This is a genomic window from Pseudomonas sp. H3_E07, from assembly GCF_054668895.1.
This window is the reverse complement of record NZ_CP162795.1, coordinates 3,553,025-3,573,383: the sequence shown is the minus strand read 5'-3', so window position 1 is coordinate 3,573,383 and position 20,359 is coordinate 3,553,025. Positions and strand designations below refer to the sequence as shown.

19 protein-coding genes are annotated in these 20,359 nt (G+C 61.5%); 8 read left to right on the top strand and 11 right to left on the bottom strand.

What is annotated here, in order from left to right; translation table 11 throughout:
* Positions 1 to 63: 63 nt before the first annotated feature.
* The 4 genes from AB4O08_RS16390 to AB4O08_RS16375 all read right to left on the bottom strand — a co-directional run bounded on the left by AB4O08_RS16390 (position 64) and on the right by AB4O08_RS16375 (position 5,140).
* Entirely contained in the window at positions 64 to 684 is a 621-nt protein-coding gene (locus AB4O08_RS16390; protein WP_021492947.1) for a heme acquisition protein HasA, read from the bottom strand.
* A gap of 81 nt (positions 685 to 765) precedes the next feature.
* Positions 766 to 3,423 (bottom strand): TonB-dependent receptor, encoded by a 2,658-nt coding sequence (locus AB4O08_RS16385; protein WP_460114223.1) that lies wholly within the window; start codon positions 3,421 to 3,423, stop codon positions 766 to 768.
* Between the two features lie 133 nt (positions 3,424 to 3,556).
* The gene (locus tag AB4O08_RS16380; RefSeq protein ID WP_305469552.1) at positions 3,557 to 4,555 is read right to left on the bottom strand and encodes a FecR family protein; all 999 of its coding nucleotides are present in this window, start codon (positions 4,553 to 4,555) and stop codon (positions 3,557 to 3,559) included.
* A gap of 63 nt (positions 4,556 to 4,618) precedes the next feature.
* On the bottom strand, positions 4,619 to 5,140 hold the full coding sequence (locus AB4O08_RS16375; protein ID WP_045791604.1) for an RNA polymerase sigma factor: 522 nt from the start codon (positions 5,138 to 5,140) through the stop codon (positions 4,619 to 4,621).
* A gap of 206 nt (positions 5,141 to 5,346) precedes the next feature.
* Between AB4O08_RS16375 and aroQ the strand changes: the two genes are divergently transcribed.
* Entirely contained in the window at positions 5,347 to 5,796 is a 450-nt protein-coding gene (gene aroQ / locus AB4O08_RS16370) for a type II 3-dehydroquinate dehydratase (RefSeq protein WP_010206717.1), read from the top strand.
* A complete protein-coding gene (locus AB4O08_RS16365) occupies positions 5,793 to 6,641 on the top strand; it encodes a shikimate dehydrogenase (protein WP_010206718.1) in 849 nt (282 codons plus the stop codon). Before aroQ ends, AB4O08_RS16365 begins: the two co-directional genes overlap by 4 nt.
* A gap of 133 nt (positions 6,642 to 6,774) precedes the next feature.
* Here the strand turns inward: AB4O08_RS16365 and AB4O08_RS16360 are convergent, their stop codons facing one another.
* Positions 6,775 to 7,416: a TetR/AcrR family transcriptional regulator gene (locus AB4O08_RS16360; protein ID WP_010206720.1), complete on the bottom strand. Its 642-nt coding sequence runs from the start codon at positions 7,414 to 7,416 to the stop codon at positions 6,775 to 6,777.
* 78 nt (positions 7,417 to 7,494) lie between these two features.
* The gene (gene quiC, locus AB4O08_RS16355) at positions 7,495 to 9,396 is read right to left on the bottom strand and encodes a 3-dehydroshikimate dehydratase QuiC (protein WP_460114222.1); all 1,902 of its coding nucleotides are present in this window, start codon (positions 9,394 to 9,396) and stop codon (positions 7,495 to 7,497) included.
* Positions 9,397 to 9,617: 221 nt separating this feature from the next.
* Here quiC and AB4O08_RS16350 point away from each other — a divergent pair, with 221 nt between their 5' ends.
* The gene (locus AB4O08_RS16350; protein ID WP_010206724.1) at positions 9,618 to 10,952 is read left to right on the top strand and encodes an MFS transporter; all 1,335 of its coding nucleotides are present in this window, start codon (positions 9,618 to 9,620) and stop codon (positions 10,950 to 10,952) included.
* A 1-nt stretch (position 10,953) separates the two neighbouring features.
* Here AB4O08_RS16350 and AB4O08_RS16345 read toward each other — a convergent pair whose 3' ends face one another.
* On the bottom strand, positions 10,954 to 11,832 hold the full coding sequence (locus tag AB4O08_RS16345; RefSeq protein ID WP_010206725.1) for a DMT family transporter: 879 nt from the start codon (positions 11,830 to 11,832) through the stop codon (positions 10,954 to 10,956).
* A gap of 178 nt (positions 11,833 to 12,010) precedes the next feature.
* Between AB4O08_RS16345 and AB4O08_RS16340 the strand changes: the two genes are divergently transcribed.
* The 3 genes from AB4O08_RS16340 (at position 12,011) to AB4O08_RS16330 (ending at position 14,370) form a co-directional block, all read left to right on the top strand.
* Positions 12,011 to 12,427, top strand: coding sequence for a lipoprotein (locus tag AB4O08_RS16340; protein WP_010206726.1), 417 nt, complete (start codon positions 12,011 to 12,013; stop codon positions 12,425 to 12,427).
* An 83-nt stretch (positions 12,428 to 12,510) separates the two neighbouring features.
* Positions 12,511 to 13,398: a KPN_02809 family neutral zinc metallopeptidase gene (gene ypfJ / locus AB4O08_RS16335; protein WP_010206727.1), complete on the top strand. Its 888-nt coding sequence runs from the start codon at positions 12,511 to 12,513 to the stop codon at positions 13,396 to 13,398.
* Entirely contained in the window at positions 13,399 to 14,370 is a 972-nt protein-coding gene (locus AB4O08_RS16330; protein WP_460114221.1) for an alpha/beta hydrolase, read from the top strand.
* Positions 14,371 to 14,418: 48 nt separating this feature from the next.
* Here AB4O08_RS16330 and AB4O08_RS16325 read toward each other — a convergent pair whose 3' ends face one another.
* Genes AB4O08_RS16325 through AB4O08_RS16315 form a run of 3 tightly spaced genes read right to left on the bottom strand, consistent with a single transcriptional unit; the run spans position 14,419 to position 16,480 of the window.
* On the bottom strand, positions 14,419 to 15,006 hold the full coding sequence (locus AB4O08_RS16325; protein WP_010206729.1) for an HAD family hydrolase: 588 nt from the start codon (positions 15,004 to 15,006) through the stop codon (positions 14,419 to 14,421).
* Complete coding sequence (gene tesB, locus AB4O08_RS16320; protein ID WP_010206730.1) at positions 15,003 to 15,872, bottom strand: acyl-CoA thioesterase II; 870 nt, start codon at positions 15,870 to 15,872, stop codon at positions 15,003 to 15,005. The genes AB4O08_RS16325 and tesB overlap by 4 nt, the downstream gene beginning before the upstream one ends.
* A gap of 38 nt (positions 15,873 to 15,910) precedes the next feature.
* Complete coding sequence (locus tag AB4O08_RS16315; RefSeq protein WP_021492953.1) at positions 15,911 to 16,480, bottom strand: GNAT family N-acetyltransferase; 570 nt, start codon at positions 16,478 to 16,480, stop codon at positions 15,911 to 15,913.
* A gap of 75 nt (positions 16,481 to 16,555) precedes the next feature.
* On the opposite strand from AB4O08_RS16315, the gene AB4O08_RS16310 reads away from it, so the two are divergent.
* Together AB4O08_RS16310 and AB4O08_RS16305 are read left to right on the top strand one after the other, a co-directional pair.
* Positions 16,556 to 17,476 carry a histone deacetylase family protein gene (locus AB4O08_RS16310; protein WP_010206733.1) on the top strand — a complete coding sequence of 307 codons (921 nt, stop codon included), beginning with the start codon at positions 16,556 to 16,558 and terminating at the stop codon, positions 17,474 to 17,476.
* Positions 17,477 to 17,646: 170 nt separating this feature from the next.
* Positions 17,647 to 18,873, top strand: a complete 1,227-nt coding sequence (locus AB4O08_RS16305) for a TIGR03862 family flavoprotein (protein ID WP_460114220.1) — start codon at positions 17,647 to 17,649, stop codon at positions 18,871 to 18,873.
* A gap of 123 nt (positions 18,874 to 18,996) precedes the next feature.
* Here the strand turns inward: AB4O08_RS16305 and AB4O08_RS16300 are convergent, their stop codons facing one another.
* On the bottom strand, positions 18,997 to 20,331 hold the full coding sequence (locus AB4O08_RS16300; RefSeq protein ID WP_010206735.1) for a DEAD/DEAH box helicase: 1,335 nt from the start codon (positions 20,329 to 20,331) through the stop codon (positions 18,997 to 18,999).
* Positions 20,332 to 20,359 lie beyond the last annotated feature (28 nt).

The following is a 20,359-nucleotide window of genomic DNA, read 5'->3' as shown; positions in this document are numbered from 1 at the left end:
TGGGCGACGGCGGTGTAATGCGGCGAATGGGAGAGCGATCTTCCATTCGCTTTTTTCTTCGCGTCAGGCGGCCAGGGCGAAGTCCTGAGGCACGTCTTGCACGCCCACGAGCGCCACGTCGGAAGCCGCGACCGAAGCCGAGTCCACATGGGCCACACCGGCGGCAGCCAGTTGGTCGAACGTCGAGTTGATCGACAGGTTTGGATCGATGTCCTTGAGCAGGGAGTCGATCGCCGAAGCCAGTGCCGAGCTGTCGCCGCTCATCAGGCCGTACACGATTTTGTGTACCTGGCCGTCACGGCCTTCGGACTGCAGGCTCGACAGGCCCAGGTTGGCGAAGCTGACTTCCTGCTCGCCGAGGGCGTAGCTACCGCCGGCAGCGCCGCCCGTCAGGACAGTGCCCAGGTCCAGGGAGTCGATCGAACCCCACAAGGTGTGCGACGGCGGATTGAACAAGGTGTAATGCAGGTCACCGTTAGCGACCACTGCTGCGTTGCTGACAGTGCTCGACACACCGTATTGGGTGCCGTCGAACGGGCCAGGATTGAAACCACCGGTGTTCGAACCCTCTTTGACCGAACCTTCACGGTGGTTCAGGTCACCAAAGTAAGCCGACCAGTCGCTCAGGTACTCGGCAACGGTGCTAGCGGCGTAGGTCGTGCTGTATGAAATAGAAATGCTCATGCAAAACTCCAAGTCATGGGGTGGTAACTCCACAGCAGGCCAGTGCCTGCTGTGGTTTTGCCCGTCACTGGGCAAAATCGGTCAGAATTGATATTCGACAGTGCCCTGCAACGTGCGCCCACGCCCCAGGGTAAAGGCCAACACGTCGCCCAGCGGCACCAGATAGGCACGGTCGGTGACGTTTTCCATGGCCAGGCGCAGGGTCAGCTGGTCAGTGGCGCGGTAGCTGCTGTAAAGGTCATAGACCGTGTAGGGCTTCCAGTCGGCCGGATAAACGCCGGTCTGCGAAGTGGTCACGCCGACGCCACCTTTTACGTAGTAACCGCCGCTGTAGCGGGCGCGAACGCCTACGTCCAGTTTTCGCTCGAAGAAGCGTGCCCCCAGCGTCGCGGTGCCACGGTCCATCGGCATGTGCTCGGAGGAGCCCAGGATTGCACTGCAGCCCTGCCCCGCATTGGCCACGTCGTCCGGCACCATCGCCGTGACTGGCGCCCGGCTACCCGGCCCTTTCTGGATCTTGGTGACACCCCCCAGCCACGCGGTCTTGCTGCAGAACCTGTTGCTGCCGAGCATCCGCGTGTAATTGAACTGGCCATAGGCAAAGCCGGCGTCGTAATCCAGTTGGTACTCGAGGCCGCGAAAACGCGTGGTCTCCAGGTTGTTCACATACGCCGCATTGCCGATATTGGCGATGCCATAACCGGGCGGCTGCACGCCCAGCGCCATATAGGAGAAGTCATCCACGCGGGTGTTGAAATACGACACCTTCATGCCCGCGCGATCATCGGCGAACAACAGGTCTTCCTTCAGCACATTGAAGCCCACCTCCCAGGCGGTGGACGTCTCCGGCTTCAAAAACGGGTTGGGGAAAATCGACTCCGAGCCCCCGCCATGGGGCCTGCCGCTCACCAGGGTTTCGGTGACGGCCGGCGGGCGCCAGCCCTTGCCGTAGGTGGCGAAGAGTTGCAACCAATCCACGCCTGGCTTGATCGACAGGCCGAAGGTCGGCGAGAAATGCCCCTCTTCCCGATCCACGTCATAAGTCATGGGCAAGCCGACTTGACGGGTAGTGCCAATAATAAACGTCCGGGTGTTCAAGCCCGTCTCGCCCCGCAGCCGATAGCGGTCGTAGCGCAACCCAGCGTTGAGGTTCAGCCAATTGTCATAGTCGTAATCCAGGCGCGTGAACAGGCTGCCCATCGCCCGATCACCTTTGGGCGTGACGCTCTCTGCCGCCGAGGCCGTCACCGCTGAATCGCTGGCGACCATCTGGTTCGAGTCCGGGCGGACCTTGTCGTAGAAAAACTCCAGGCCATAGTTGGCCTTGATCACGGACAGTTCACTCAAGGCAAAGGTCGACATGTTCTGTGCCTGGAAACCATAGGTGTTGGTCTGGTACGTGACCTCGTAACCCTTGCTGCTGCCACGGGTCAGCGTGGATTGATCGTTGCGGGTATCGACGTAATAGAGCTTGGCCTTGAAATCGATCAGCGGATTGTCCGGCGTGTAGCTGTAGTCCAATGCGACGTTCTGCGCCGTGACATCGCTGCTGCCGAGCTTCTCCCATAACTGGGCTTTTTCGGCGCTCATCATGTTCACGTCGTCGTAGCCGACTGCGGTCGTCAGGTAGCTCAGTTGCAAACGCTGGTCCACGGGCAAGTTGATACCGAGCTTGAGCAGGCGGGAGCGCATCACCGAGCCCGAATAGGCGACGGTGGTGTTCTTGATCCGTTCCTGACTGTTCGGCAGGAAGGACGTGCCGGTGCGCAGATCGCCGATACTGCCTTTGGTGCCAGGGTTGTAATCGCCGAGGTGACGCTCACTGGCGGCCAGCAGCATGTCCCAAACGTCGGTGCCCACGGCAAACGCCGAGCTGCCGATAAAGTGCGTACCGTTGCTGCGCCCGCCCAGCCCAGTGGTCACGCGGATGCGTCCGCCGATTTCCTTGCCGTCCTTGAGCAGATCGGCAGCTTCCACGGTGCGAAAATTCGCCACCCCGCCGATCACCCCAGCGCCGCCCATCGTGGAGGTGGCGCCCTTCTCTATCACCACCTCAGACAGCAACTCCGAGTCGACATACAGCGTGCCATTGCGTTGCTGGTGGCCGCTTTGTTGATAGTTCTGACGCATGCCGTCCACTGACATGTTGACCCGGCCGTAGTCCTGGATGCCGCGAATATTCACCGACAAGCCAGGGTCTTGCTGGCTGACCGCCGAGTAGACGCCCGGCGCCTCCTCCAGCATTTCAGCGGCATGCCGCGGTGGGTTGCGATCCAGTTGCTCGCGCCCGACCACACTCACCGAACGTGGCGTTGAATACACCCAGTCGTTGGGGTGCAGGCCGGTGATCGTGGTGGTGGCCAACGCCAGCGCAGCGCCACTCTGCTCGACGCGGGTCAGGGTGACTTGACGCTCGCCGTTGAAGCGATACTCCACCGGTGCATTGCCCAGCAACCGCGCCAACCCTTCCTGCACGCTGTACTGACCGTTCACCGTCGTACTCTGCAAACCTGCGAGCCGCTGGCTGTCGAACAGCACTTGCAGGCCGGCCTGATCGGCAAACGCCAGTACGGCGCTGCCCAGGGACTGCGCAGGGATATCAAGCATCAGCACGGCAGGTTGCGCAGCCTTCACCGCAGGTTGCGCGGCGTACACCGGGGCCGCTACAGCGAACAGCCCCACGTGGATGGCCAGGGCTAACCGGCTAACGGTGATACGCCCCTTGTTGAGTGCTGACATTTCTGAGGTTCCCTGCGCTAAGCGTTTTTTGTTTATGCGAATGATTCTCACCTAGCAAGACGTGCGACGCGCAGGAAGTCAGTAAGACTTTTTCGAAAGTTTTTTTCTGCAGGCAAATAAACCTGTAGGAGGGTCAATAGATCAGGCTGAGGCCTGCCAGGTCCAAGCGTTGCACTTGCAGTTCCTGGGTGAGGGTACCGAGGGCGGTGTCGAGCATGTCGAGTCGAAACACGCCACTGACTTCGCGATCGCCCAGTGCCGAATCGGTGAGCACCACGCGTCCGGGGCGGTAACGGTTGAGTTGCTCGATGACTTTGGCCAAGGGCTGGCGATCAAAGATCAGCACACCGCGTCGCCAACTGGTGGCGCGTTCTACATCGAGCTGTTCCAGGGGCACGATGCCTTCCTGGAGGTTGTAGCGCGCGGCCAGGCCGTCCTTGAGCACCCGGTCGGCCGGGCCCTTTTTCGGGATGGCCTGCAGGGAAACCTCGACACTGTGTTCGAGCACGCCGACCCACGCCTGGCTATCGCCTTCGCGTTCCACCACAAACCGCGTGCCCAGCGCCCGGGTCTGCCCCCCGGCGCTCTGCACCACGAACGGCCGGGTTTCCTCGCCCACCATCGGCGCCACATCAAAGATCGCCGAGCCCTGGAGCAGGCTGATACGACGCTGCACACCGTCGTAGTCCAGGCGGATGGCACTGCCGGAGTCCAATTCCACCTTGCTGCCATCGGCCAGGTGGACGGTGCGCACCTCGCCTTTTTCGGTCATGTAGTCGGCTTGCATACGCAGCAACACGTCCGGCCCACGCACCCAGCCGACGCCGGCCACCACCACGACCAATGCAATGGCCGCCACACGTTGCCACGGCCTTCGCCGTTTGGAGCGCCGCGCAGGCAGGGGCGCCGCCGACGGACGTTGACGGTGCACCGGTTCTTCCTTGTACACGTCGCCCAACGCCGCCCACGTCTGTTCGGCAAAGCGCAATGCCGCTTCATGGCGGCTGTCGCAGGCGATCCAATGCTGCAGCTCGGCCTGTTCCTGGTCGGTCAGGGCACCGGCGTGCAAGCGCACCGCCCACTCGGCGGCCGCCTCGGTAATGCTGTGCTGTTGCGGACCCTGGCTATTCACGTGTGAATCTCGAATTTTTCATTATGTAACGCTGTGACGACTGACCTGGCGTTTTTCGGTAATTCATTCGTCGGATGGCGCCACCTCGCCGTCCTGCAAGCGCTGCATCACGTAAGCCAACGCCTTGGCCAGGTGCTTTTGTACGGAGCTGTCAGAGATCTCCAAGTGCCGGGCGACCTGGGCGTGGGTCATGCCTTCGATACGGTTGAGGCGGAAAATCTGCTGGGTGCGTTCCGGCAACTCCGCCAGTGCCTGCTTCAATGCCTGTCGCTGTTGCTGCGCCATTGCCTGAGCCTCCAACCCGGCCACTTCATCTTCAATCTCGGCCAGCGCCTCATGGGGCACGGCGTCTGTCTTGCGCCGCGCTTCCTGACGAATATGGTCGATCAGCAGATTGCTCGCCGTCCGATAGAGATAGCCCTGGGAGTTGTCGATGCGCTCGCCGGCCGGCTTTTCCGCCAGGCGCAGGAAACTCTCCTGTACCAGGTCTGCGGCCAACTGCGGGTCCCGTACCTTGCGCGCCAGATACCCGCGCAGGGTATCGGCATGCTTGAGAAACAGGCCTTTGAGATCCACGTCCGACAAACCGACTCCCTGGAATGTTAAGGAAACAGGCGGGCATCTTAAGCGTTGTCGAGAATGATTTTCAATTGATATCTAATCTGATCCGCCCGTATGAAAGGCCTGATTAACAGTTCGATAATCGAACACATCCACCGCCACCGATTGACCAAATTAACCATCCAGTACATTTTATCTCCACAACGAACAATAATTGTGGAGACCCCCTAATGCCGCCTATCGTGCTGGTGCTCAACGGCCCCAACCTCAACCTGCTCGGTACCCGCGAGCCCGCCACCTACGGCCATGAAACCCTGGCCGATGTCGCCGCGCTGTGTGGCCGCAGTGCCGAACAGCTCGGGCTGAAAATCGAATTTCGCCAGACCAACCACGAAGGCGAACTGCTCGACTGGATCCACGGCGCCCGCGCCCGCTGCGCCGGTATCGTGATCAACCCGGCCGCCTGGACCCACACCTCGGTGGCGATTCGTGACGCGCTGGTCGCCAGCGAAGTGCCGGTGATCGAAGTGCATCTGTCCAACGTGCATGCCCGCGAAGCGTTCCGGCATCACTCGTTTGTGTCGCCCATCGCCAAGGCCGTCCTCGCAGGCTTCGGTAGCCATGGCTACCACCTGGCACTTGAACACTTCAGCCAGCTGTTAAAAGGGTCGGCCCGATGAAACCGCGCATTCTCGCCGGCCTGATCGGCGCCGGCATCCAGGCCTCCCGCACACCCGCCCTGCACGAACAGGAAGGTGATGCCCGGGGCCTGCGCTACCTGTATCGCCTGATAGACCTTGAGCCGCTGCACCTGGACACCAACGCCCTGCCCCACCTGCTGGACGCGGCCGAGTTGATGCACTTCACCGGCCTGAACATTACCTACCCGTGCAAGCAGGCCATCCTGCCGTTGCTCGATGAACTGTCTGACGAGGCTCGCGGCATTGGCGCGGTCAACACCGTGGTGTTCAAGGACGGCAAGCGCATCGGTCACAACACCGACTGCCTGGGGTTTGCCGAAGGCTTTCGGCGCAACTTGAAGGATGTGGCACGCCAGCGCGTGGTGCAGATGGGCGCCGGCGGTGCGGGCGCGGCGGTGGCGCATGCGCTGCTGGCCGAAGGTGTGCAGCAGTTGAGTATTTTCGACGTGGACATCAGCCGCGCCCGCGACCTTGTGGATAACCTCGCGCAGCGTTTCGGCACGGGTCGCGCTCAAGTGGGCAGCCAACTGGAAAATGCCATGGCCGAGGCCGATGGCCTGGTGAACACCACACCGATGGGCATGGCCAAGTTGCCGGGCACACCGGTTCCGGCCACCTTGCTACGCACAGAATTGTGGGTGGCGGAAATCGTGTATTTCCCACTGGAAACCGAACTGCTGCGTGATGCCCGTGCCTTGGGTTGCCGTACGCTGGATGGCGGCAACATGGCGGTGTTTCAGGCGGTGAAGGCGTTTGAGTTATTCAGTGGGGAAGTGCCGGATGCGCAGCGGATGCTGGCGCACTTCCAAAGCATGAATACCTGACAGAAGAAACCAAACCCAAAGGTGGGAGCGGGCTTGCTCGCGAATGCGGTGTTTCAGTCACGATTCAGTTGACTGACCCACCGCATTCGCGAGCAAGCCCGCTCCCACAGGGACTGCGCTGCGCCCTGCGTACTCAGGCCTGCAAGTAACGCATCACTGAATCACAAATCATGTCCCGATGCCGCTGTTTAACCGCCTCATCCGACAGCTCGATCTGAAAGATCTCACTGAACGTATGGCGGTTGGACACGCGGTAAAAGCTGAACGAGTTGATCAGCAGGTGCACGTCCAGCGGCTCCAGTCCCTCGCGAAACAACCCCAGCTCAGCCCCACGGCGCAACGTCGCACCCAGCGCTTCCAGGATGTTGCTGTTCATCGCCTTGATCGAATCCGAACGCTTCACGTACTCGGCATTGTGGATATTTTCGATGCTGACAATGCGCACGAAATCCACGTTCTGGTCGTGGTGATCAAAGGTGAATTCCACCAGCCGCCGGATCGCCTCACGGGGTTCCAGCGCGGTGAGGTTCATGCGGGTTTCGGTCGTGCGAATGTCGCCGTAGAGCTTCTCCAGCACCTCGACGTACAGCTGCTCCTTGCTGCCGAAGTAGTAATAGATCATGCGCTTGGAGGTGTGGATGCGCTCGGCGATCGCGTCCACCCGAGCGCCGGAAAGGCCCTGCTGGACAAACTCGACGATGGCTTCCTGGAGTATGTTTTCGCGGGTCTTTTCCGGATTGTTCTTACGACTCTTGCGGGGTGCCTCGGTGGTCATGGTGCGCTCACGGCCAGTGTTATGCAGGCCGTGATTATGGGCCGCGATGCTGCCTGAAAGAAAGCACCTGACCCAGCGTTATAAACGCGCCTGGCGTACCGCGCCGCTGCGGGATTTGGCCATCGCGGCCAGGCGCACCGCCACATTGGCCGCGCCATAGCCGGCATAGCCGTTCTTGCGCTGGATGATCTCGAAGAAAAACCGCCCTTCAAAGGGTTCGGTGTACACATGAAACAACTCGCCCCCCTGAGCGTCGCGGTCGTACAACACGTTGTAGTACGCCAACTCGCTGAGGAACTCGTCGTCGAAATCGAAACGCGCCGCCAGGTCGTCATAGTAGTTGAGCGGGATATCCAGCAGCGGCACACCCGCCTCTTTGGCGCGGCGCACTTCGGCGAAAATATCCGCGCAGTCGAAGGCAATGTGGTGCACGCCCGAGCCGCGATAGCTCGACAGCGCATGGGAAATCGCAGTGTTGCGGTTTTCGGAGATGTTCAGCGGCAGGCGGATCGAGCTGCAACGGCTACGCAGCGCACGGCTTTTCACCAAACCATACGGGTCGGGCAGCACCACTTCGTCGTCGGCTTCAAAGTCCAGCAGGCTCTTGTAGAACAGCACCCAACTGTCGAGGCTGTCGGCCGGCAAAGCCATGGCCATGTGGTCGATGCGCAGCAAGCCGCCGCTGGATGATGCGGCGGGCTGCAGGTTGAAGTCGGTGTCGTACAACCCGCCTTCGCTCGGATCCACCAGATAAATCAGGCTGCCATCCGGCGCGCGCACCGCCGCCAGTTCCAGCTCGTTAGGCCCGACCAGGCCGCGATACGGCTGGCCTTTGTAAGCCATCGCGCGCTCCAGGGCCTTGGCGCTGTCCTTGACCCGAATCGCGGTGGCGCACAACGACGGCCCGTGGGCCTCAAAAAAGTTGTGGGCAAACGAATAGGGCTCGCAATTGAGGATCAGGTTGATATCGCCCTGGCGCAACAGGCTCACGCTCTTGGAGCGATGCTGCCCGGCCTTGACGAAACCCAGGCGTTCCAGCCAGTAGGTGAGCTTGGCGCCGAGGCTTTCGTCCACGGCAAATTCGAGGAACTCGATGCCGTCGTATTCACTGGCCGCCGGGGTGTCGAACAGGATATCGAGCGGTTGTGCAGGAGCCTCCTGCTGCAGGCGCTCGCGGGTTTTCTCTTCCAGGTACAGCAAAGAGCGCAAGCCATCCGCCGCATTCGCACGGGTCGGCGCAGCGCGGAAGCCGTCGTTGAAAATTTCCAGGGACAGCGGCCCGGTGTAACCGCTCTTGATGATCGGCGCGAGGAACCCTGCCAGGTCGAACTCACCTTGGCCGGGGAAGCAGCGAAAATGTCGGCTCCACTCCAGCACGTCCATGGCCAGGATCGGCGCGTCGGCCATTTGCACGAAGAAAATCTTGTCGCCGGGAATCTCGGCGATAGCACTTGGGTCGCCTTTGAGGGAAAGGGTGTGGAAGCTGTCGAGCAATACGCCGAGGTTAGGGTGATCAACCTGACGCACCAGGTTCCACACCTGTTGCCAGGTATTCACATGCTTGCCCCAGGCCAACGCTTCATAGCCAATGCGCAGGCCACGACGGCCAGCGTGTTCGGCGAGCAGGCTCAGGTCATCGAGCAAGATACGCTCGTCCCCCACGCAGTCGGCCGAGGCATTGCTGCACACCAGCACCAGGTCGGTGCCCAGTTCCTGCATCAAGTCGAATTTGCGTTCGGCGCGTTCCAGGTTGCGTGCCAGGCGGTCACGGCGGCAGCCTTCAAAGTCGCGGAACGGCTGGAACAAGGTGATGGCGATGCCCAGATCGGCGCACATCTGCCTAACTTCGCGGGGGCTGCCCTCGTAATACAACAGATCGTTTTCGAAGATTTCTACACCGTCGAACCCGGCGGCCGCGATGGCTTCGAGTTTTTCCGGCAGGGTTCCGCTCAAGGAAACGGTGGCAATAGAGCGTTGCATGGGCGACTCCCGGCGTTTGAGGCTGGTCTTATTTACGGCAAATTATTGGCCGCTAAACTGTTCACAGCAATTAAAATGTACGAACCGGTTAGTTTTTGGTGCGATTATCGAACACTATGCCCCTTTGGCGAATTGACGATTTTTTAGCCGCTGCGCACCATCGATTCAGTAACAAGACCCAGAACACACCATAAAAATTTCAAAAAAACGGGTACGACCTCATGCCTCTGCAAAACTCCGCCCTGGCCGCGCGCCACGGCACCCCGCACGCCGGCATCGGCGACAAGATCCGCGGCGCCCTGGCCGTGGGTAAAACGCGCTGGGGCATGTTGGCCCTGGTGTTTTTCGCCACCACCCTCAACTACATCGACCGCGCCGCGCTGGGCGTCATGCAGCCGATCCTCGCCAAAGAGATGAGCTGGACGGCGATGGATTACGCCAACATCAACTTCTGGTTCCAGGTCGGCTACGCCATCGGTTTTGTGCTGCAGGGCCGCCTGATCGACCGGGTGGGCGTCAAACGTGTGTTCTTCTGCGCCGTGCTGTTGTGGAGCCTGGCCACCGGCGCCCACGGCCTGGCCACCTCAGCCGTTGGCTTCATGGTGTGCCGTTTTATCCTCGGGTTGACCGAGGCCGCCAACTACCCGGCGTGCGTCAAGACCACGCGCTTGTGGTTCCCGGCCGGTGAGCGTGCGGTGGCCACCGGTATCTTCAACGCCGGCACCAACGTCGGCGCGATGATGACGCCAATGCTGCTGCCGTTGATCCTGCATGTATGGGGCTGGCAGGCAGCGTTCCTGTGCATGTCGGCACTCGGCGGGATCTGGTTGGTGTTCTGGGGCCTGAAGTACTTCAACCCGGAAGACCATCCCAGCGTCAAACAATCCGAATTGGACTACGTGCTGCAGGAAGCCGAACCGGAACAACCGCGCGTGCCGTTCACCCGCATCCTGCGCATGCGCGGCACCTGGGCCTTCGCCCTCGCCTACTCGATGACCGCCCCCGTGTTTTGGTTCTACCTGTACTGGCTGCCGCCGTTCCTGAATCAGCAATACAACCTGGGCATCAACGTGACCCAGATGGGTATCCCGTTGATCATCATCTACCTGACTGCGGATTTCGGCAGCGTAGGCGGAGGGATTCTGTCGTCGTTCCTGATCGGTCGCGGCATGAACTCGATCAAGGCGCGGCTGCTGTCGATGCTGCTGTTTGCGTGCTGCATCGTCGGCGTGATCATGGCGGCCGGTTCCAGCCAACTGTGGGTCGCGGTGTTTGCCATCTCCCTGGCAATCGGCGCGCATCAGGCCTGGACCGCGAACATCTGGAGCCTGGTGATGGACTACACGCCCAAGCACATGATGAGCACGGTGTTCGGTTTCGGCGGCATGTGCGCGGCCATCGGCGGCATGTTCATGACCCAGATCGTCGGCCATATCCTCACCGTGACCAACAACAACTACACGGTGTTGTTCACGTTGATCCCGGCGATGTACTTCATTGCGCTGACCTGGATGTACTTCATGGCGCCGCGCAAGATTCCTACCGTCGACGTCTGAGCTATCGGCGCCGCTGCTGCCAGGCAGCGGCCAGCCCGCTCATGCAGATCACCCCGATGCCGACCACTGTGGTCACATCGGGGGTATGGTTGAACACCAGCCAGCCCAACAACCCCGCGAACACGATCTGGCAATAGCCGAACGGCGCCAGCAAGGCCGGCGCCGCAAAGCGGAACGCCTGGGTCAGCATCAAGTGCGCGGTCATGCCGCAAGTGCCCAGCGCCAGCATCAACGCGCCATGCCACAGCGTCGGAACCTGCCAGAAAAACGGCACCATTGCACTCATCACCAGGGTATTGCACAGGCCGGCAAAGAAGTTGCTGGTGGTGGGTGTGTCGTACTGGCTGAGGATGCGCGTGAGCAGTTGGTAGAAGCAGAAGAACAGCGCCGAACACAGCGGCAGCAACACCGCGGGGGTGAACAATTCACCGCCGGGGTGGATGATGATCAGCACGCCGACAAACCCACAGATCACCGCCAGCCATTGCCCTCGGGTCACGTGTTCACCAAGCAACGGCACCGAGAGCGCCGTCACCAGGATCGGCGCGAGAAAGTTCACCGCCGTGGCTTCCGCCAGTGGGATGTAGTGCAGCGCCGTCGTGAAAAACAGGCTGGTGCCCAACAGGCAGAGCGCCCGTACTACCTGCATCCCCGGACGCTTGCTGCGCAGCACGCGCAAGCCCGATTGCGGCAGGAAAATCCCGGCCATCAACAAGGTGTGCACCAGGTAACGCGCCCACACCACCATCACGATCGGGTAGAACCCGGCCAGGTATTTGGACAGGGCGTCGTGGCTGGAAAACAGAAACGTCGCCAGGACGATCAGCAAAATGCCCTTGAAGGGATGGTTGACGCCGGATAAAGGGGTACTGACGGTCATCGGATTCTCTTGTGTGGCGCGCGATCGGGCTCAACCCAGTAATCTAGCAGCCGGGCTGGAGCCTGCCCCAAGAGCATAACCAAACACCGTGCGAACAGCGCACTAAATCACGGGTTTCGAGTCCAACGCTGCACATCGTCCTTCCAGTTGCACATTTTTTAACCAAGGCCTTGCTGCTATGAAGAAAATCCTCTTTGCTCTTTCCGCCCTTGCCCTGCTCACCGCCTGCAAGCAGGAAACCCAGGAAGCGCCCAAACCTGCGCCCGCTTCCGTGCAAGCCACCCTGGTACCGCAAACCCCACCCACCGATAAATGGGTCGGCAAATGGATCGGCGTCGAAGGCCTCCACCTGACCATCGCCAAGGACGAGAGTATCGGTCGCGGTCATTACATCCTGACCATGCAATACGGCCTCGACGCCGATGACTCGGGCACGTTCAAGGGGGAAGCGGCCGAAGGCGGCATCGCCTTCACCCGTCCGGATGGCCCGCAACTGCTGCGCGCCGGCGACGGTGCTGCCACCGGGATGAAATGGCTGGCGGATAAAAAGGATTGCCTGGTGGTGGATACCGGCGAAGGTTACTGCCGAAATTAAGGTCCATACTCAGTCACTATCACTATTACTGTAGGCGCGAGCTTGCTCGCGCCTACACAGGGTTCATCGAGAGGATTGCCCCAATGCTATGGAAAAAAGGCCGACGCAGTGACAACGTGGTGGATGCCCGCGATGACAGTGGCGGCGGTGGTGGTGGCATGCGCTTTGGTGGCGGCAAAGGCCTGAGCCTCACGGCCATTGTGCTGATCGTCGGCATCGGCTGGATGACCGGCCAGGACCCGTTGCAGATCCTCGGCCAACTGACTGGCCAGATGGAACAGGCGCCGTCGGTAAGCACGCAGTCACGCCAGGCGCCGCCGGCCAACGATGAGCAAGCGGATTTTGTCCGTGCGGTACTGGGCGATACCGAAGACACCTGGGGCCAGGTGTTCAAGGAAAACGGGTTGGCCTATAAGAACCCGAAACTGATTCTGTTCCGCGGCCGGGTGAATTCCGCCTGCGGTGGCGCCACCTCGGCCAGCGGTCCGTTTTATTGCCCGGCTGACCAGCAGGTGTACCTGGACCTGGATTTCTTCCGGGAAATGTCGCAGCGCTTCCAGGCCGCCGGCGACTTTGCCCAAGCCTACGTGATCGCCCACGAAGTCGGGCACCACGTGCAGACGCTGCTGGGTATCTCGTCGAAGATCCAGGCGGCGCGCCAGCAGGGCCGGCAGATGCAGGGCGACGGCGGGTTGCTGGTCCGCCAGGAACTGCAAGCCGATTGCTTCGCCGGCGTGTGGGCCAACCGTGCGCAAAAGCGTCTGAACTGGCTGGAGCCTGGCGATATTGAAGAAGCACTGAATGCAGCCAACGCCATCGGCGATGACCGTTTGCAGCAACAGGGTCAAGGGCGCGTCGTGCCGGACTCGTTTACCCATGGCACCTCGGCACAGCGGGTTCGCTGGTTCAAGACCGGCTTCGCCCAGGGCCAGATCACTCAATGCGACACGTTTACCGCCAAGAGTCTCTAGATGAATAAACGATTGGGATTGCTGCTGGGTTTGTTAGTCACCTGTTCCGCCTTGGCCGCCGAACATGGCGTAAAAGAAGTCAGTCCCGATCGCTTTCACCTGGAGGCCGGCGACCTCAGTCTCGGATTAAGCCAGGACTGGCGCAAACCGCTGCCCCAGGTCACCCGCGCCTTGGTCATCGTGCATGGCCGCCTGCGCAATGCGCAGACTTACCTTCAAAGCGCTGAAGACGCCGCTGCGCATGCGGGCCAAGCCGCCAACACACTGGTGATTGCGCCGCAGTTTCTCAATGCGTCCGACGTAAAGCGCAACCACCTGGACAACCAGGTGCTGCGTTGGAAGGGCAATGACTGGATGGCCGGCGCCCCCTCCACCGCGCCAGGGCAAATCAGCGCCTACGGTGCCCTCGATCAGATCATCAAGCACCTGGGCAACCGCACGCTATTCCCGGCGCTCAAGGAAATCGTGGTGGCCGGTCACTCCGGCGGCGGCCAGGTGGTGCAGCGTTTCGCCCTCACCGGCCACGATCACCCAACCTTGCGAACCGAAGACATCCGCCTGCGTTATGTGGTGGCCAACCCGTCGTCCTACGCCTACTTCACCGCACAGCGCCCGGTGCAGTTCGACACGGCCAGTTGCCCAGGCTTCAACGACTGGAAATATGGCCTGCAACACCTGCCGGCCTACGCCAAGGGCCAGAGCGCCGAGCAGCTTGAGCAAGCCTATGTGTCACGCAACATCACCTACCTGCTGGGCCAGCAAGACACCGACCCGAACCACCCGGCACTGGACAAAAGCTGCGCCGCTGAAACCCAGGGCGCGTATCGCCTGATTCGTGGGCACAACTATTTTGACTACCTCAAGCAACGGCATCCGCAGTTGAGCCACACGTTGGTGGAAGTGCCGGGGGTGGGGCATAACGGCGATGGGATGTTTACGTCACCAGAGGGCCAGAAAGTACTTTTCCAATAACCCCCCCTGAAGAAACCCAATCAACATGTGGGAGCGCTATTGTCTGGGCTAGATCATCCGGCGCAGCACCGCGCAATCCTCGGCATGCCAATCCGCCAACTCCGGCCAGGGGTTTTCCGGCAGGTTAACCAACACCGTCCGCGTGCCCGCCGCCCGGCCACAATCCAGGTCGAAGCGGTAATCACCGACCATCACCATTTTGCTCGGCGCCACCTCCCAAGCAGCTGCCAGTTTCAGCAAGCCATCCGGATCGGGCTTCGGTTGCGCATCGTCACGCCCCAGCACGTCCTCAATGGCAAAGCAGTCCGCCAGGCCAATCGCCTCCAGCGTGACATGCGCCAACTCCCGCGCATTACGGGTCAGGATGCCCAAACGGTAACCGCGTCCAGCCAGCTCGCGCACCAACTCAACCGCGCCTTCGGCCGCGACTGAACCCAATGCCAACTCACGCTCATGCGCCAGCAACCAGGCATGCTTGGCCGCCGCGACATCCGCGGGCAATGCCGCCAAGTGTGTGAGGATGTCGTCCTCGGGTGGGATCTCCAGGGCCACGCGAATGGCCGCAAAGTCATGCACGGCCACCGTGAGGGTGCCGTCCATATCGAACACCCAGTGCTTTACGTCCGACAGGCTCATGCCCAATCCTTGCGATGGCGGATCAGGCCTTCCTGGGTCACCGAGGCCACCAGTTGCCCTGCGCGGTTGTACACGCTGCCACGGGAGAACCCACGGGAATTGCCGGCCCATGGGCTGTCCATGGCGTACAGCAACCAGTCGTCGGCGCGCAGGTCGGCGTGGAACCACAGCGCGTGGTCGAGGCTGGCGACCTGCATATCTTTCTGCCACACCGTCTTGCCATGGGGCAGCAAGGAGGTGGTCAGCAGGCCAAAGTCCGAGGCATAGGCCAGCAGGTATTTGTGCAGCGCCGGCGCATCAGCCAGGGCGCCGTCGGCGCGGAACCACACGTATTTGACCGGGTCGGACGGCTGCGGGTTGAACGGGTCTTTTTCCGTGACCGGGCGCACTTCAATAGGCTTGGGGCACAGCAGCTTGTCGCGCATGTGCTCGGGGATCAGGTGCGCACGTTGCTGGGTCAGTTCCAGCTCCGACGGCAGGTTTTCCGGCCCCACCACCACTGGCATGGTGGTCTGGTGATCGAAGCCTTGTTCGTCGTACTGGAACGAGGTGGTGCAGGTGAAGATCGGGTGGCCCTTCTGGATCGCCGTCACGCGGCGCGTGCTGAAACTGCCGCCATCACGCACACGGTCCACCGAATACACCACCGGCAACGCTGCATCGCCGGGACGCAGGAAATAACCATGCAGGGAATGCACGTGCCGCGCTTCTTCTACGGTCTGGCTGGCGGCCGACAGCGACTGGCCGAGCACCTGGCCGCCGAACAGTTGGCGAAAACCCAGGTCCTGGCTGCGGCCGCGAAAGAGGTTTTCCTCGATCGGTTCCAGGGTCAGCAAGTCCACCAGATCTTCCAATACTTGGCTCATAGAGCAACTCCTAAAATCTATGGGGCATTCCGGGCTGCCTATCCATGCAGCGTGTCCAACCATTGGGCGCGGGTGATGCGATACAAAACATGATGGCGCAGCGGGTCATCGGCTGCGACCTTGGGGTGTTCAAAATCTGCCTGCGGATCGTAATGCATACCGATGGCCTGCATGACTTTTTGTGATGGCAGATTGGCTTGCGTGGTGAAGGCGACAATCTCGTCCAGGCTCAAGCGATCAAATCCACAGCGCAACGCGGTCCACGCAGCCTCGCTGGCGTACCCCAGGCCCCAGTGTTCGCGAGCCAGGCGCCAGCCGATCTCCACCGCCGGGGCAAATTCCGCCTCAAAGCTGACATTCAGCAACCCGGTGAGGCCGATGAACTCACCGGTGTCCTTGCGCTGCAACGCCCACAGGCCAAAGCCGTATTCGGCGAAGTGCCCACGAATGCGGCCGATCAACGCGGCGCTTTCCAGGTGGCTCAGTGTGGCCGGGAAATAACGCATCACCTGCGGGTCGGCGCACATGCGCGCAAACTCCGGCAAGTCAGCGTCGCGCCATTGGCGCAGCACCAGGCGTGCACTTTCCAATTCCAGTATCGGCTCCATGGGTCCCCTCCCTTGCCATGTGCGTGAGTGTACAGCGCTGTTAAGATCCGTCGCAGGTTCCCGTCAGAAAATCCCATGCCTTTGCCATTGATCTACCACGATGACTACAGCCCCGAGTTCCCGGCGGACCACCGGTTCCCCATGGACAAGTTCCGCCTGCTGCGCGACCACCTGGTGGACAGCGGCCTGACCGAGGACAGCCAACTGCTGCGCCCGCAGTTGTGCCCACCAGAGATTCTGGCCCTGGCCCATGACGCTGGGTATATCGAACGCTACATGGGCGGCGAGCTGTCACGCGAAGACCAGCGCCGCCTCGGCTTGCCTTGGAACGAAGCCCTCGCCCGCCGTACCGTACGTGCGGTCGGCGGCTCGATTCTCGCGGCGGAGCAAGCCCTTGACCACGGTCTGGCCTGCCACCTGGCCGGCGGCACCCACCACGCCCACTACGATTACCCGGCAGGTTTCTGCATCTTCAATGACCTGGCGGTGATCAGCCATTACCTGCTGGCCAGCGGCCGGGTCAATCGTGTGCTGATCTTCGATTGCGACGTGCACCAGGGCGACGGCACCGCGCGCATCCTCCACGACACGCCGGACGCCATCACCGTGTCGCTGCACTGTGAAAAGAACTTCCCGGCGCGCAAAGCCCAGAGTGACTGGGACATTCCACTGCCCATGGGCATGGGCGACGCCGACTACCTCAAGGTGGTGGATGACGCCCTCAACTACCTGCTGCCGCTCTACCAACCCGATCTGGTGCTATACGACGCCGGCGTTGATGTACACAAGGACGACGCCCTCGGTTACCTCAAGCTGACAGACGAAGGCGTCGCCGCCCGCGATGAAAGCGTGATGCGCCACTGCCTGGGCCGCGACATTCCGGTCATGGGCGTGATCGGTGGCGGCTACAGCAAGGACCGCCCGGCCCTCGCCCGCCGCCACGGCATCCTGCACCACAGTGCGCAACGGGTGTGGACGTCATCAGGTTGTCATTGAACCGTGGGCGTTACCCACAATGCCTGTGGAACCACCTGTGGATAACTTGAGCGTAAGCACCTGAAAGCCAGAGGCAGTCTGGCCTGTAGGAAGTTGTACATTTTTTGATCAGGCAGTTGTGCCGTCCTCGGGTAGAATGCTCGGCCTATTCAGCGACCGTAGCCCGACCCATGCCTCAGACCCCTCCTCCTCATGTTGCCATTATCGGCGGCGGCCCTGCCGGGCTGATGGCCGCCGAAGTCCTGAGCCAGGCGGGCGTGCGGGTGGACCTGTACGACGGCATGCCGTCCGTGGGGCGCAAGTTCCTGCTGGCCGGCGTGGGCGGCATGAACATCACGCATTCCGAGGCGTACCCGTCGTTTCTGTCGCGCTACGCCGAACGTGCGCCACACATGGCGCCCTTGCTGCGCGCATTTGGGGCCGAGGCATTGTGCGAATGGATCCACGGCTTGGGGATCGAGACCTTTGTCGGCACCTCGGGCCGGGTGTTTCCTACCGACATGAAAGCCGCACCGCTGCTGCGTGCCTGGCTCAAGCGCCTGCGCGACCAGGGCGTGGTTATCCACACCCGCCATCGCTGGGTGGGCTGGAATGCCGAGGGCGACTTACTTATCCACAGCCCCGACGGCGAAAAAACTGTCCACAGCGACGCCGTGCTGCTGGCCCTTGGCGGCGGCAGCTGGTCGCGGCTGGGCTCTGACGGTGCCTGGCTCAAGTTGCTGGAGGACAAAGGCGTACCCTACGCCCCGCTGCAACCCAGCAATTGCGGTTTCGAGGTGTCGGCCTGGAGCGAACTGATGGTCAGTAAATTCGCTGGCGCGCCGTTGAAAAACGTCGCCATCGGGCTGGGAGATGACAAGCCTCGCCTGGGCGAATGTGTGGTCACGGCAATGGGTATCGAAGGCAGCTTGATCTACGCGTTGTCGGCACCGATCCGGGAAGTGATCAACCGCGACGGCTCGGCCACCGTGCATATCGACCTGTTGCCGAGCAAGCCGCTGGACAAGGTTCAGGCCGCGCTGGCCAAACCACGTGGCTCACGCTCGATGAGCAAGCATTTGCACAGTCAGTTGGGGCTGGACGGGCTGAAAGCGGCACTGCTGCGCGAGTTGGCACCGGCTGACCACTTCAACGATCCGGCGCAATTGGCGGTGGATATCAAGGCGCTGCCGTTGACCCTGGTGAAGACCCGGCCAATGGATGAGGCGATCAGCACAGCCGGCGGCGTGCCGTTTGAGGCGTTGGATGAGCGGTTGATGCTCAAACCGTTGCCGGGGGTGTTTTGTGCAGGGGAGATGCTCGACTGGGAAGCGCCGACGGGGGGCTATCTACTCACAGGATGCTTTGCCAGCGGACGGGCGGCTGGGCGCGGCATGTTGGAGTGGCTTAAGCGCTGAGACTGGTGGTGAATTCAAAGTCGCTTTCGCAAGCAAGCCCGCTCCCACATTTTTGATCTGTGAATACATTCAAAATGTGGGAGCGGGCTTGCTCGCGATGGGGCCATCAGCAACGCCGAAAAATCACTTCTTCTTGCGCGGCCCAGTGTTAAAAACAGGCACCTTGCGCACCGGTTTGATCGACGGCTCTGCCGGCGCCACTTCCCCGCTGTCCACCCACTTGCCCAGGTTGCGCTTACCGCCGCCACCAGAGCTTTTAGGTTTCTTCGGTTTTTTCGGCTTCTTCACCACCTGCCCGCTGGCATCGGTGTCCGGCACGCGGTGCTCCGGTTCGAAATCCTGTTCCATGTGACGGGTCAGGGTCTGACGGGTCAGCATCTCGATGGCCGACAGCATGTTCACTTCATCGGCACACACCAGGGAAATCGCCTCACCGGTGTTGCCCGCACGGCCGGTACGGCCGATACGGTGGATGTAGTCCTCGGCCACGATCGGCAGGTCGAAGTTGACCACCAGCGGCAGGTCTTCGATATCCAGGCCACGGGCCGCCACATCGGTGGCTACCAGGATCTGCACTTCACTGGACTTGAAGCGGTCCAGTGCGCGTTGGCGGGTAGCCTGAGGCTTGTCGCCATGGATGCCGTCGGCATTGATGCCCAGGCCCTGCAACTTATCCACCAGCGCATCCACACCGTTACGGGTCTTGGCGAACACCAGCACCTGCTTCCAGCGACCTTTGCGCATCAGGTGCACAAACAGCTCCGGCTTGCGCTTCTTGTCCACCGGCACGACCCACTGCTTGACCGTGTTGGCAGCGACGTTGCGCGGGCTGACTTCGATGCTCAGCGGATCGTTGAGCATCTGCCCGGCCAGCAGGCGGATGTCATCGGAGAAGGTCGCGGAGAACAGCAGCGTCTGGCGCTTTTTCGGCAGCATGCGGTAGATGTTCGCCAGCTCTTCGGAGAAGCCCAGGTCGAGCATGCGGTCGGCTTCGTCCAGCACCAGGGTTTGCAGCTGGTTGAGTTTCAGCGCGTTCTGGCGGAACAGGTCAATCAGGCGGCCAGGGGTGGCGACCAGGATGTCGACACCTTTGCGCAACTTCATCATCTGCGGGTTGATGCTCACGCCGCCGTACACCGCGTAAGTGGTCAGCGGCAGGTTTTGCGCGTATTCGGCGACGCTGGCGTGCACCTGTTCGGCGAGCTCGCGGGTCGGGCACAGGATCAGCGCACGGGCCGAGTTCGCGGCGACTTTCGGCCCTTCCATCGTCAACAGTTGCAACAACGGCACGGCGAAACCGGCGGTCTTGCCGGTGCCGGTCTGGGCCGCGGCCATCAGGTCGCGACCGGCCAGCACCGCCGGAATGGCTTGCGCCTGCACCGGCGTCGGGGTCTGGTAGCCAAGCGTCTCAAGGGCGCGCAGCAAGGGTTCGATCAGGCCAAGGGTGGCGAAAGTCATGTAGATACCGTAGGAAAAATTCAGCGCA

Coding starts and splice junctions, on each gene's coding strand:
- AB4O08_RS16350 (WP_010206724.1), top strand. CDS start 9,618: ATGCCTCTGCAAAACTCCGCCCTGGCCGCGCGCCACGGCACCCCGCAC.
- AB4O08_RS16345 (WP_010206725.1), bottom strand. CDS start 11,832: ATGACCGTCAGTACCCCTTTATCCGGCGTCAACCATCCCTTCAAGGGC.
- AB4O08_RS16315 (WP_021492953.1), bottom strand. CDS start 16,480: ATGGAGCCGATACTGGAATTGGAAAGTGCACGCCTGGTGCTGCGCCAA.
- ypfJ (WP_010206727.1), top strand. CDS start 12,511: ATGCTATGGAAAAAAGGCCGACGCAGTGACAACGTGGTGGATGCCCGC.
- AB4O08_RS16340 (WP_010206726.1), top strand. CDS start 12,011: ATGAAGAAAATCCTCTTTGCTCTTTCCGCCCTTGCCCTGCTCACCGCC.
- AB4O08_RS16300 (WP_010206735.1), bottom strand. CDS start 20,331: ATGACTTTCGCCACCCTTGGCCTGATCGAACCCTTGCTGCGCGCCCTT.
- AB4O08_RS16330 (WP_460114221.1), top strand. CDS start 13,399: ATGAATAAACGATTGGGATTGCTGCTGGGTTTGTTAGTCACCTGTTCC.
- AB4O08_RS16325 (WP_010206729.1), bottom strand. CDS start 15,006: ATGAGCCTGTCGGACGTAAAGCACTGGGTGTTCGATATGGACGGCACC.
- AB4O08_RS16310 (WP_010206733.1), top strand. CDS start 16,556: ATGCCTTTGCCATTGATCTACCACGATGACTACAGCCCCGAGTTCCCG.
- tesB (WP_010206730.1), bottom strand. CDS start 15,872: ATGAGCCAAGTATTGGAAGATCTGGTGGACTTGCTGACCCTGGAACCG.
- AB4O08_RS16390 (WP_021492947.1), bottom strand. CDS start 684: ATGAGCATTTCTATTTCATACAGCACGACCTACGCCGCTAGCACCGTT.
- quiC (WP_460114222.1), bottom strand. CDS start 9,396: ATGCAACGCTCTATTGCCACCGTTTCCTTGAGCGGAACCCTGCCGGAA.
- AB4O08_RS16305 (WP_460114220.1), top strand. CDS start 17,647: ATGCCTCAGACCCCTCCTCCTCATGTTGCCATTATCGGCGGCGGCCCT.
- AB4O08_RS16385 (WP_460114223.1), bottom strand. CDS start 3,423: ATGTCAGCACTCAACAAGGGGCGTATCACCGTTAGCCGGTTAGCCCTG.
- aroQ (WP_010206717.1), top strand. CDS start 5,347: ATGCCGCCTATCGTGCTGGTGCTCAACGGCCCCAACCTCAACCTGCTC.
- AB4O08_RS16365 (WP_010206718.1), top strand. CDS start 5,793: ATGAAACCGCGCATTCTCGCCGGCCTGATCGGCGCCGGCATCCAGGCC.
- AB4O08_RS16360 (WP_010206720.1), bottom strand. CDS start 7,416: ATGACCACCGAGGCACCCCGCAAGAGTCGTAAGAACAATCCGGAAAAG.